This is a genomic window from Streptomyces albofaciens JCM 4342 (assembly GCF_008634025.1).
In the GTDB taxonomy this organism is placed as follows: Bacteria; Actinomycetota; Actinomycetes; order Streptomycetales; family Streptomycetaceae; genus Streptomyces; species Streptomyces albofaciens.
On the sequence record NZ_PDCM01000002.1, the window covers coordinates 2,034,953 to 2,047,875 of the forward strand.

Genomic DNA, 12,923 nt, shown 5'->3' on the forward strand with positions numbered 1-12,923 from the left:
GACCGTCAAGGAGTAAATACTTAACGAGATGACAACGGTGCCATGCGTTAGCTGTGTGAACTCAGCGTGCGCCGTGTACGTCAGGCAATGGCCGTGGTGCCGGTGCCATCGGCCTGCCGGGCACCGGCGGCCACCGGCACACCCGGGGCCGTACGCCCGCCCGGCGGAACCGCTCCGTCGGTGGGCAGCGTGCCGTCCAGCAGCGTCGAGTCACCCATCTCGCTCAGTACGAGCGCGAGCGCGCCCAGCACCTCCGCGCGCCCGCCGAGTGTCCCGGGCACGATGCTCAACTGCCGCGCGGCGCTGGGGATCGCGTACCGCGACACCGACTCCCTGATCGGCCCCAGCACCAGCTCCCCCGCTTCCGCGAGATCGCCGCCGAGCACCACCCGGCTCGGGTTGAGCAGGTTGCACAGATTGGCCACACCGCTGCCGATGTGCCGTCCCACGTCCCCGATCACCCGGCGGCACCCCGGGTCGCCCTCCCGGGCCAGCCGGACCATCTCCGCCATGGTCAGGCCGGGCCCGTGGCTGGGCTGGAGCAGCGGGAGGACGTACCGGGCGGCGGTGAAGGTCTCCAGGCAGCCGCGGTTGCCGCAGCGGCACACCGGCCCGGACTCGTCCAGCGTGATGTGCCCGATCTCGCCGGCCGTGCCGCCCGGTCCCCGGTAGATCTGGCCGCTGATGACCAGGCCGGCGCCGACGCCGCTGGCGACCTTGATGTACGCGAGGTCGGCGGCGCCGCGCCCGCTGCCCCACACCAGCTCGCCGAGCGCGCCCAGGTTGGCGTCGTTGTCGACGTACACCCCGACGCCGAGCCGCCCGGACAGCTCCTCGCTCGGGTTCGTACCGCTCCAGCCGGGCAGGATCGCGGTCGAGCCGAGCGTGCCGGACTCGACGTCGATGGGGCCGGGGACGCCGAGGCCGACCCCGATGACCTTGCCCGCGCCCACGCCGGTCGCCTCGATCAGCCGGTTGACCAGGCGCTCGGCCCGGTCGAAGCCCTCCGCGGCGGAGGCGTCCACGTCGATCGGCTCGGTCTCCTCGGCCAGCACCTGGTGGGCGAGGTTGCCGACCGCGACGCGCAGGTGGGAGTGGCCGAAGTCGACGCCGACGACGATCCCGGCGTCGCCGGAGAGCGAGACGCTGCGGGCCCGGCGGCCGCCCGCCGAGGTCGGCGTGACCTCGACGGTCCCGGCGTCCTTCAGTTCCCGCACGATGTTGGAGACCGTGGCCGCCGACAGACCCGTGGTCCGGGCGATCTCCGCCTGGGTGAGCGAACCCGCCATGCGCACCGCGCGTACGACCCGCTCCAGATTGGCCCGGTGCAGCGAGGACTGCGAACCCGGAGTCTCCATCGACTCATCCACTCCCGCCTGTAGCGCCCGGCACGACGACCGGCCGCCGGCCGGGCCACACCCACGGGACCCGGCTTGTCTCCAACATGTGAATCTAAGCTGACGTGCCAGGGTCCGGTTACGTCAAGTCCTCGACCGGGTGCACCGGCCCTGTGGCCGAATCCGGCCGCCCGGCGCGCAGCACCGCGGCCCCCGCGGGTGGCGGGGGCCGCGGCGGCGTACGGCGGCGTACGACCGGCCGGCACGGCGCGCGGGGCTACTTCAGCGCCCCCGCCGTCAGACCCGCCACCACCTGCCGCTGGAAGATGATGTACGCGCCGAGCACCGGCAGCATCGCGATGGTCAGGCCCGCGAACAGGCCGGACCAGTCGCCCTTGTACCCCTGGCTGACCGCCAGCGCGACCAGGCCCTGGGTCAGCACCTTCTTGTCCGGGTCGCCGACGTTCAGCACCGTCGGCAGCAGGTACTGGTTCCACTGCCCCAGGAAGTTGAAGATGCCGACGCTGATCAGCCCCGGCTTGGCCATCGGCAGCATGACCTGGAAGAAGGTGCGCGTGTGGGAGGCGCCGTCGATGAGCGCGGCCTCCGCCACCGACGTCGGCAGCGTTCTGAAGAACCCGCTGAGGAAGAAGACGGTGAACGGCAGGGAGTAGCCGATGTAGACCAGGATCAGCCCGTGGTAGGTGTCCAGCAGGGCCATGTTCTTCATGACGAAGAACAGCGGGACCAGCGCCAGGATGATCGGGAAGCCCATCCCGCCCACGAACAGGAAGTAGATGAAGCGGTTGCCCGGGAAGTCGAACCGGGCCAGTACGTACGCCGCCATCGAGCCCAGCAGCATCGTGCCGATCAGCGAACCGCCCACCACGACCAGCGAGTTGAAGAAGTACTGGCCCATGTTGGCCTTGTCCCAGGCGCGCGCCCAGTTGTCGAAGTGCAGCGCCGACGGCAGGCCCCAGGGCGAGCCGAAGATCTCCCCGTCGTCCTTGAAGGAGCTGATCACCGCCCACAGCAGCGGCATGGTGACCAGCAGGCCCCAGATGACCAGGACGCCGTGCGAGAAGACGTTCAGGACGCGGCCCTCACCGCTCTCGCCGCCCTTGCGGCCCCGGCCGCCCGCGCCGTCCCGGCCCGTCGCGGCCGGGGGCTTGGTGGTCTGCACGCTCATCAGAACTCCAGTCGCTCGCGCCGGCCCAGCCGCATGACGATGGCCGAGAAGATCAGGGTCACGATCAGCAGGGAGACGCCGATCGAGGTGGCGTAACCGGCCTGACCGTCGCGGAAGGTCTTCTGATAGACGTACAGCGGCAGGACCTCGGTGGAGTAGTCGGGGCCGCCCGGCCCGACGCTCATGATCTGCACGAACGCGAAGGCCGACACGTCCAGCGCCAGGATCCCCATGTAGATCCAGCCGGTCTGCACGGTGTCCCAGAGCAGCGGCAGGGTGATTCTGAAGAACGTGTTGAACCGGTTGGCGCCGTCCAGCAGCGCGGCCTCGTAGAAGTCCTTCGGTATGGAACTCATGCCGGCCGAGAAAAGCACGACGTAGAAGCCGACATTGGCCCAGAACATCGCGCCCATGATGCACCAGAGCGCGAGCTGCGGATCGCCCAGCCAGTCGGGCTGCACGTTGTCCAGTCCGATCGCCTTGAAGAACGCGTTCAGCGCGCCGCTCTCCGGGTTGTACGCGAACTGGAAGAGCAGGGCGACGATCGGGATCGACAGCACCTGCGGGAAGAAATAGAGAATCTTGTACGTGCCCGAGCCGCGCACACCGCCGATGACCGCCTTCTTCCTGCGGCGGCCACCGACGTTGAGCATGAAGGCGAAGAAGAGCCCGAGCGAGAGCGTCACCACCGGCAGCAGCAGCAACAGCGTCACACTGTTTCCCACCGCGGCCCAGAAAACGCTGTCCTTGAAGAGGCGCGTGTAGTTGTCGAACCCGACCATTTTCATGTCCGAGCTCAGGCCGGTCCAGTCCGTGAAGGAGTAGTAGATCGCCTGCACGAACGGCGATATCACGAAGATCGCGTATATCGCCAGCGGGATGACCAGGAACCCCACTATGAAGCGGTATTTACCGTGCTGCATGACTACCGATCCCGTTCTTTCCCCGCGGTTTCGCGTGACCGCCACCGCTGGTGACGCGTCCGACGCACGGTCAGCGCTTGTACTTCTTGACGCTGCTGTCCTCGCGCGTCTCGTCCGCGTACTTCTGGATCTTGGTGATCGCCTCGTCGGGAGTCATGCGGCCCGCCATCATCTCGCCCAGCGCGCCGACACCAATCTTCTCCTTCTGCAGCGCCACGTACCAGTCCTGCAGCCGCGGGTTGACGATGTTCTGGCCGGCCTGCTCCAGCGCCTGCTGCGCCGAGGCCAGGCCCGGGGGCAGCTTCAGCCCCTCCGTACCGCCGTTGAGCGAGGTGAGCGAGGAGACCTGCTTGATGAAGTTCTGCGAGGACTTCTTGCTGAGCATGATGCGCAGCATTTCCATGCCGCCGGGTGCGTTCTTGGCCTCCCGGGGCACGATGTACGGCTCACCGCCGGAGGCCCAGATCGTGCCGAACGGCATCTTGTCGGAGGACGAGAGGCTGGACGGCGCGCCGACCGAGAGCTGGAAGTCCGGGTTCTTCTCGATCTGCTTGGCGGATTCGTTCTCCACCCACGAGCCGTTCGGTATGAACAGGGCCTTGCCCTCGGCCCACGCCTTCTGCGACTGGAGGTGGTCCAGGCCCGGCGAGCCCTTGAGGACGTACCCCTTCTTGTACAGCTCGTAGTACGCGTCGAAGGCGGCCTTGACGGCCGGGTCCTTCCAGGCGTTCGGCTCCAGGTTGTCGATCTTCCGGAGCACTTCCTCGCCGCCGATCTTGGCGATGAACGGGTAGAGGCTGAAGGGGAGGTAGTACGGGTACTTGCCGGGGTACGTCCATCCGGCGACGCCCTTCTTCTTCGCCTTCTCGCACACGGCGAGCATCTCGTCCCAGGTCTTCGGGTATTCCGCGTCGGCGACCTTCTGGAGGTTCGTCTTGGAGTACCAGACGCCGTAGACCGTGTACGCGTAGTACATGATCCAGGTTTCCTTGCCGCCGAACTGGCCCATCTCGACGACACCGGGGCGCAGCGTGTCGCGCACCTTCTTGTTCGGGTCGTCGATCGACGGGGCGTCGAGCAGCGGGGTGAGGTCGGCGAGCTGGTTCTTGGCGACCAGGGTGCCGAAGTCCATCTGTTCCGCACCGGAGTTGTCCACCAGGTCCGGCGGGTTGCCGCCGTTGAACCGCGGCTGGAGGGTGGACTGGATCTTCTGGGTGGAGGCGAGCTTGACCTTGCCCTTGGTCTTGGGGAAGGCGGCGACGTATTCGGCCTGGGCGTCCTTCGCGTATTTGTCGCCGAATCCGCCGTCGAAGATGACGACGTCGAGGGCGGCGCTGTCATTGACCGCCAGCGGATTCTTGGCGGACTTCTGCCCCTTCTCGGCCTTCTCCCCGCCGCCGCCACCGCTGCTCGCACACGCCGACAGGGCGCTCATGGCCGGCACGGTGACGATTCCGAGTGCCGCGGCCCGCTTGATCAGGTCACGGCGGCTGAAATCTGAGGTGGATCCCATGCGCAAGTCCTCGCCTTCTTCAGGACTCAGGCGGTGTACCGGAGCCACCCCGGCACCGCGGGTCAGATGAAGCTGAGTTGTACGGGATGTGCACCGGGCGCGCTAGAGATGTGCGGGGCCGTTTTCCTGTGCTGCTCCGCAGGTCCCCCCGGGTCCGCGACGTCGTTCGCACAGTCGCTCGGACGCCGACAGGTATAGTCCACTTCAGGTCAACTCGGCAAGATCGTAAGCAAGTTCGGGCCGCCATCTTTCCCGAGTTGAGACCTCGGCGGTATGCGTCGCTTCCGCCGGAAACTTCTGGCCGCCGCCCGCGGGGTCACCCTTGACAACAAAGACCCCACGCACCTTACTTATCTCTGCATTATGCGGCTGACAACGATGTCACCGCTGGGGAATTGTCGCTTCGTTGAGAGGTACGCGTGCGGCTCAGACACCGGCACAGATCCCTGCCCGGCACGGCCCGCCCCGTCGCGCTCGCGGTGGCGGCCCTGCTCCTCCTGACGGCGCACGCCCCCGCCGTCGCGGCCCCGCCCGGAAAGCCCCCGGGCGCGCGGCAGTTCAGCTCCTCCTTCGAACCCGGCGATCCCGCGCCCACGTGGCCGGACACCGTCGAGACCGGCCCGGACGGCGCCGGGAAGACATCCGGGGTGGGCCCGGAGAACGGTCCGGGCTCCGGTATGAGCAGCCACCCCGACTCCGGCCCCACCGCCTCCCCCACCGCCAAGGCGAACGCCGGCTTCAGCGGGCTGCGGGCGCTGCGGTACGCGGGCACCCACACCGCGGCCGGCCGCGGCTACTCGTACAACAAGGTCTTCGACGTCGACCTGCCGGTCACGGCCGCCACCTCGCTGTCGTACCGGCTCTTCCCCGAGATGGCCGCCACCGACCTGGGCTACCCCGCCACCCACGTCGCGCTCGACCTGGCCTTCACCGACGGCACGTACCTCAGCGAGCTGGGCGCCACCGACCAGAACGGCGCCCCGCTCACCCCGCGCGGCCAGGCCGCCGCCAAGACGCTCTACGTCAACCAGTGGAACCACCGCCAGTCGCGCATCGGCGCGGTGGCGGCGGGCAAGACCGTCGACCGGATCCTGGTCGCGTACGACGCCCCCACCGCGCCGAAGGCCACACCGGTCTTCCGCGGCTGGGTCGACGACATCGCCCTGGGCCCCGCGGCCCGGGAGAAGCCGCCCGCCCACCTCTCCGACCACGTGGCGACCACCCGCGGCACCAACTCCAGCGGCAGCTTCTCGCGCGGCAACACCTTCCCGGCCACCGCCGTGCCGCACGGCTTCAACTTCTGGACGCCGGTGACCAACGCGGGCTCCACCGACTGGCTGTACGAGTACGCGCGGAAGAACAACGCCGCCAACCTCCCCACCCTTCAGGCATTCGCCGCCAGCCACGAGCCGAGCCCCTGGATGGGCGACCGCCAGACCTTCCAGGTCATGCCGTCCACCGCGACCGGCACCCCGGACGCCGGCCGGACCGCCCGCGCCCTGCCCTTCCACCACGCCGACGAGACGGCGAAGCCGCACCACTACGGTGTCACCTTCGACAACGGCCTCCGGGCGGACATCGCCCCGGCGGACCACGCGGCGCTGATGCGCTTCACCTTCCCCGGCGACGACGCGAACCTGATCTTCGACAACGTCAACAACAACGGCGGGCTCACTCTCGACACGGACCGCGGGATCGTCACCGGCTTCTCCGATGTGCGCAGCAACCTGTCGACCGGTGCCACCCGGCTGTTCGTGTACGGCGTGCTGGACGCGCCGGTCACCGCGGGCGGCCGGCTGAGCGGTGGCGGTGGCCCGGACGTGACGGGCTACCTGAAACTGCGGCCCGGCGCGGACCGTACGGTCACGCTCCGCATCGCCACCTCGCTGATCGGCGTCGACCAGGCGCGCGTGAACCTGGAGCGCGAGATTCCGGCGGGCGACTCCTTCGAGCGGGTCCGGGACCGCGCCCGTGCCCAGTGGGACGGCATCCTCGGGCGCATCGAGGTCGAGGGTGCGAGCCGGGACCGCCTCGTCACCCTCTACTCCAACCTCTACCGGCTCTACCTGTACCCCAACTCCGGCCATGAGCAGGTGGGTTCACGCGTCCGGTACGCGAGCCCCTTCTCGCCGCGGACCGGCCCGGACACCCCGTCCCGCACCGGCGCGAAGATCGTCGACGGTGAGGTCTACGTCAACAACGGTTTCTGGGACACCTACCGCACCACCTGGCCCGCCTATTCCCTGCTCACGCCGAAACAGGCGGGAAGAATGGTGGACGGGTTCGTCCAGCAGTACAAGGACGGCGGGTGGATCTCCCGTTGGTCCTCCCCCGGCTACGCGGACCTGATGACCGGCACGAGTTCGGACGTGGCCTTCGCCGACGCCTATGTGAAGGGCGTGAAGTTCGACGCCGTCGCGGCCTATGAGGCGGCGGTGAAGAATGCCACCGTCGCCCCGCCCAGCCCCGGCGTCGGCCGCAAGGGGATGGCCACCTCGCCCTTCCGCGGCTATACGAGCACGGACACCAGGGAAGGCATGTCCTGGGCGCTGGAGGGATATCTCAACGACTACGGCATCGCCCGTATGGGACAGGCGCTGTACGCGAAGACGAAGAACCCGCGCTACAAGGAAGAGGCCACGTACTTCCTCAACCGCGCCCGCGACTACGTCAAGCACTTCGACGACAAGGTCGGCTTCTTCCAGGGCAGGGACGCGGCCGGGAACTGGCGGCTGCCCCCGGACCGCTTCGACCCGCGCGTCTGGGGCCACGACTACACCGAGACCAACGCCTGGACCTTCGCCTTCACCGCACCGCAGGACACCCGCGGCCTGGCCAACCTCTACGGCGGCCGGGCGGGCCTGGCGAAGAAGCTCGACGCCTACTTCGCCACTCCGGAAACCGGCACCAGGGAATTCGCCGGGTCGTACGGCGGCGTCATCCACGAGATGACCGAGGCCCGGGACACCCGGATGGGCATGTACGGGCACAGCAATCAGCCGTCGCACCACATCGCGTACGCCTATGACGCGGCCGGGCAGCCGTGGAAGACGCAGGAGAAGGTCCGCGAGGTGCTCTCCCGGCTCTACCTGGGCAGCGAGATCGGCCAGGGATATCCGGGCGACGAGGACAACGGCGAGATGTCCGCGTGGTACGTCTTCAGCTCGCTCGGGTTCTATCCGCTGGTGATGGGCGCGCCCGAATACGCCGTCGGCTCCCCGCTGTTCACCAAGGCCACCGTCCACCTGGAGAACGGCCGCGATCTCGTCGTCAAGGCGCCGCGCAACAACGCGCGCAATGTGTACGTCCAAGGGCTGCGGGTCAACGGAAAGGCGTGGAATTCCACGGCGTTGCCGCACGCCCTGCTCGCCCGTGGCGGCACCCTGGAATTCGCGATGGGCCCACGCCCGTCCTCCTGGGGCACGGGTGAGAACGCGGCGCCCTCGTCCCTCACCCACGACGACCGGGTGCCCGTACCGGACGGCGACCTGACGACGCCGGACGGCAGCCCGCTGCTGGACGACACGTCGGACACCTCGGCGTCCTTCGACGCCGTCCCGGTCGCCCTTCCGTCGGCGGCGCGGGTGACCTCGTACACCCTCACCTCGGCCGCGAAGGGGGACGCGCCCGGCGCCTGGGTGCTGGAGGGCCTGGACCGGCACGGGAAGTGGCGGACGCTGGACCGGCGGACGCGCGAGACCTTCAGCTGGGACCGGCAGACCCGGGTGTTCACGGTGAAGTCGCCGGGAAGTTACCAACGTTACCGGCTGATTCCGACAAAACCGGCTTCCTTGGCGGAGTTCGAGCTGATCGGCCCGAAACGGTCGGTTTCCGGGGCCGATTGATCAGACCATCCGTAAACCCGTTGACATGTGAAAAGGCTGTGCAAAGATCCTGTCGATCACGTGACGCACTCCCATGGGGGTGCGTCGCGCCTCATCACATGGCAAATGGAGATTTACGTGGCCAAACTTCCCGGCCGTAAGCGCGGGCGCGCCCTGTCGCGCGTGGCTGTCGCGGCGATCGCCGCCGCCCTGGTCGGCACGAGCGCCTCCGCCGCGGTGGCGGACGCGCCGGTTCCCGCCCCCGTGAAGAACGTCGACATCAGCAAGCTGGCGCAGGCGGCCCCCAAGGCCGGTGCCGGGGCCAAGGCCCGCGCCACGGCCCGTGCGGCGGCGACGGCCGAGGCCCCCGTGTTCGGACTCTTCGGTGTCCAGCGCTCCGACGGCTTCCTGTACCAGTACCTGCCGAACGGCACCGGCGGCCTGGACGAGCGCCTGTTCGTCACCGGCGACTGGGACCTGCTCAAGGCCGCGGCCAACGTCGACCACAACGGCGACGGCGTGGGCGACGGCATGTGGGCCTGGGACAAGGCCGGCAACCTGTACTTCAACTCGGAGACCGAGAGCCGTACGGTCGGCGGCGGCTGGAACATCTACGACAAGGTCCTGTCGCCGGGCAACCTCGGCGGCGGCACCGCGTACGACATCATCGCGCGCGACAAGTCGGGCGTGCTGTGGCTCTACCTCGGTTACGACAACGGGCAGGTCACCTCGCGGATCAAGGTCGGCGGCGGCTGGGACGCCTACACCGAGATCTCCGGCAAGGGCGACCTGAACGGCGACGGCAAGGCCGACATCGTGGCCCGGGACTCCTCCGGCGTCCTGTGGTTCTACAAGGGCACCGGCGACTACAAGGCCCCCTTCGCGTCGCGCGTGAAGATCGGCGGCGGCTGGAACGCCTACAACGCCCTGGTGTCCGTCGGTGACGTGGACCTCGACGGCCGTGCGGACATGCTCGCCCGCGGCACCGACGGCAAGCTGTGGCTCTACAAGGGCAACGGCGGGGCGCAGGACCCCTTCGAGTCGCGCAAGCAGATCGGCTACGGCTACAACATCTACAGCTGGATGTTCTAGTCCCCAGGACACCGGTAGCCGGGGGACTCCGGTCGGCCGTGTGCCGGTGAGGTGATGGTGCGGCGCGTCTCCACGAGGCGCGCCGCACCGGTCTGTGCGCGGCCGCACAGCGCGGCGACACCACGAGGGCCGCACCCCAGCCGGGGTGCGGCCCTCGCGTCTCACCCGCCCCGCGGGGCGGGATCGCCGGTTACTTCCGGATCAGCGAGCGCAGCACGTACTGCATGATGCCGCCGTTGCGGTAGTAGTCCGCCTCGCCGGGGGTGTCGATGCGCACCTTGGCGTCGAACTCCACGTCGCCGGCCTTGACCTTGACGGTCTCCGGGATGCCGCCGTCGTTCAGGGCGGTGACACCGGTGATGTCGAAGGTCTCCTCGCCGGTCAGGCCCAGCGATTGCGCCGAGGCGCCCTCGGGGAACTGGAGCGGGAGGACGCCCATGCCGATCAGGTTCGAGCGGTGGATGCGCTCGTAGGACTCGGCGATGACGGCCTTGACGCCGAGCAGCGCGGTGCCCTTGGCCGCCCAGTCGCGGGACGAGCCGGAGCCGTACTCCTTGCCGGCCAGGATGACCAGCGGGATGCCGGCCGCCTGGTAGTTCTGCGACGCGTCGTAGATGAAGGAGACCGGGCCGCCCTCCTGCGTGAAGTCACGCGTGAAGCCGCCCTCGGTGCCCGGCGCGATCTGGTTGCGCAGGCGGATGTTGGCGAACGTACCGCGGATCATGACCTCGTGGTTGCCGCGGCGCGAGCCGTAGCTGTTGAAGTCGCGGCGCTCGACGCCGTGCTCCGTGAGGTACTGGCCGGCCGGGGTGTCGGCCTTGATCGCACCGGCCGGGGAGATGTGGTCGGTGGTGACCGAGTCGCCCAGCTTGGCGAGCACGCGGGCGCCCTGGACGTCGGAGACCGGGCTGGTCTCCATCGTCATGCCCTCGAAGTACGGGGGCTTGCGGACGTAGGTGGACTGCGGGTCCCACTCGAAGGTGTTGCCGGTCGGGATCGGCAGCGCCTGCCACTGGGCGTCGCCCGCGAAGACGTCCTCGTACGACTTGGAGAACATGTCCTCGCCGATGGCGTTGGCCACGACGTCGTTGACCTCGGCCTCGGAGGGCCAGATGTCCTTGAGGTAGACCGGGTTGCCGTCCTGGTCGGTGCCCAGCGCCTCGGTGGTGATGTCCACCTTCATGGAGCCGGCGATGGCGTACGCGACGACCAGCGGCGGGGACGCCAGGTAGTTCATCTTGACGTCGGGGTTGATCCGGCCCTCGAAGTTGCGGTTGCCGGAGAGCACCGAGGTGACCGCGAGGTCGTTCTCGTTGATCGCCTTCGAGATCTCCTCGTCCAGCGGACCGGAGTTGCCGATGCAGGTGGTGCAGCCGTAGCCGACCAGGTTGAAGCCCAGCTTGTCCAGGTAGGGCGTCAGGTTCGCCTTGTCGAAGTAGTCGGTGACGACCTTCGAGCCCGGGGCGAGGGTGGTCTTGACCCACGGCTTGCGGGACAGGCCCTTCTCGACCGCCTTCTTGGCCACCAGCGCGGCGGCGACCATGACGTAGGGGTTCGAGGTGTTGGTGCAGGAGGTGATCGCGGCGACCGTGACGGCACCGTGGTCGATCTCGAACACCGAGCCGTCGGCGGCGGTGACCTGGGTCGGCTTGCTGGGCGTGCCGTTGGAGACCGCGGGGGCGTCGGAGGCCGGGAAGGACTCCTTGCCCGCCTCGTCGAGGTCGGCCTCGCTGACGTAGTTGCGCACGTCGTGGGCGAACTGCTGGGCGGCCTCGGCCAGGATGATGCGGTCCTGCGGGCGCTTCGGGCCGGCGATCGACGGGACGACCGTGGAGAGGTCCAGCTCCAGCTTCTCGGAGAAGTCCGGCTCGGCGGCCGGGTCCAGCCACAGGCCCTGCTCCTTGGCGTACGCCTCGACCAGGGCGACCTGCTGCTCGGAGCGGCCGGTCAGCTTGAGGTAGTTCAGCGTCTCGTCGTCGATCGGGAAGATCGCGGCGGTGGAGCCGAACTCCGGCGACATGTTGCCGATGGTGGCGCGGTTGGCGAGCGAGGTGGCGGCGACGCCCTCGCCGTAGAACTCGACGAACTTGCCGACGACGCCGTGCTTGCGCAGCATCTCGGTGATGGTGAGCACCAGGTCGGTGGCGGTGGTGCCGGGCTTGAGCTCACCGGTCAGCTTGAAGCCGACGACGCGCGGGATGAGCATGGAGACCGGCTGGCCCAGCATCGCGGCCTCGGCCTCGATGCCGCCGACGCCCCAGCCGAGGACACCCAGGCCGTTGACCATGGTGGTGTGCGAGTCGGTGCCGACGAGGGTGTCGGGGTACGCCTGGCCGCCCCGGGTCATGACCGTACGGGCCAGGTGCTCGATGTTGACCTGGTGGACGATGCCGGTGCCGGGCGGGACGACCTTGAACTCGTCGAAGGCGGTCTGGCCCCAGCGCAGGAACTGGTAGCGCTCCTTGTTGCGGCCGTACTCCAGCTCCACGTTCTGCTGGAAGGCGTTGGCGGTGCCGAACTTGTCGGCGATGACGGAGTGGTCGATGACCAGCTCGGCCGGGGCCAGCGGGTTGATCTTCGCCGGGTCGCCGCCCAGCTCCTTGACGGCCTCACGCATGGTGGCGAGGTCCACGACGCAGGGCACGCCGGTGAAGTCCTGCATGATCACGCGGGCCGGCGTGAACTGGATCTCCTGGCTCGGCTGCGCCTGGGAGTCCCAGCCGCCCAGCGCACGGATGTGGTCGGCGGTGATGTTCGCGCCGTCCTCGGTGCGGAGCAGGTTCTCCAGCAGCACCTTCAGGCTGTAGGGAAGGCGGGCGGAGCCCTCGACCTTGTCCAGCCTGAAGATCTCGTACGACTCGTCGCCCACCTGCAGCGTGCTGCGGGCGTCGAAGCTGTTCGCCGACACGACAGTCTCCTTCAATGCATGAATTCGCGCGTACCACCGCATCCTGCCGTCACAGATCCTTGCCGATCAGCTAAGGTAAGGCTAAGTTAGGCAAGCCTTACTAGCGCGGCAGCGGTACGCCTCCCGGCAGATATCTC

7 protein-coding genes are annotated in these 12,923 nt (G+C 68.6%); 2 read left to right on the plus strand and 5 right to left on the minus strand.

Features of this window, described 5'->3' with window-relative positions:
- Positions 1 to 80: 80 nt before the first annotated feature.
- The 4 genes from CP973_RS29140 to ngcE all read right to left on the minus strand — a co-directional run bounded on the left by CP973_RS29140 (position 81) and on the right by ngcE (position 4,962).
- Positions 81 to 1,358, minus strand: a complete 1,278-nt coding sequence (locus CP973_RS29140) for an ROK family transcriptional regulator (RefSeq protein WP_150246876.1) — start codon at positions 1,356 to 1,358, stop codon at positions 81 to 83.
- Positions 1,359 to 1,614: 256 nt separating this feature from the next.
- Complete coding sequence (locus CP973_RS29145) at positions 1,615 to 2,526, minus strand: carbohydrate ABC transporter permease (protein WP_425282033.1); 912 nt, start codon at positions 2,524 to 2,526, stop codon at positions 1,615 to 1,617.
- Complete coding sequence (locus CP973_RS29150; RefSeq protein ID WP_150246877.1) at positions 2,526 to 3,449, minus strand: carbohydrate ABC transporter permease; 924 nt, start codon at positions 3,447 to 3,449, stop codon at positions 2,526 to 2,528. Before CP973_RS29150 ends, CP973_RS29145 begins: the two co-directional genes overlap by 1 nt.
- A gap of 70 nt (positions 3,450 to 3,519) precedes the next feature.
- The gene (ngcE, locus tag CP973_RS29155) at positions 3,520 to 4,962 is read right to left on the minus strand and encodes an N-acetylglucosamine/diacetylchitobiose ABC transporter substrate-binding protein (protein WP_150246878.1); all 1,443 of its coding nucleotides are present in this window, start codon (positions 4,960 to 4,962) and stop codon (positions 3,520 to 3,522) included.
- Between the two features lie 419 nt (positions 4,963 to 5,381).
- Here ngcE and CP973_RS29160 point away from each other — a divergent pair, with 419 nt between their 5' ends.
- Positions 5,382 to 8,807 (plus strand): GH92 family glycosyl hydrolase, encoded by a 3,426-nt coding sequence (locus CP973_RS29160; RefSeq protein ID WP_150246879.1) that lies wholly within the window; start codon positions 5,382 to 5,384, stop codon positions 8,805 to 8,807.
- Between the two features lie 117 nt (positions 8,808 to 8,924).
- Positions 8,925 to 9,878: an FG-GAP repeat domain-containing protein gene (locus CP973_RS29165; protein ID WP_150246880.1), complete on the plus strand. Its 954-nt coding sequence runs from the start codon at positions 8,925 to 8,927 to the stop codon at positions 9,876 to 9,878.
- 190 nt (positions 9,879 to 10,068) lie between these two features.
- Here the strand turns inward: CP973_RS29165 and acnA are convergent, their stop codons facing one another.
- Positions 10,069 to 12,786, minus strand: a complete 2,718-nt coding sequence (gene acnA / locus CP973_RS29170) for an aconitate hydratase AcnA (protein WP_150246881.1) — start codon at positions 12,784 to 12,786, stop codon at positions 10,069 to 10,071.
- Positions 12,787 to 12,923 lie beyond the last annotated feature (137 nt).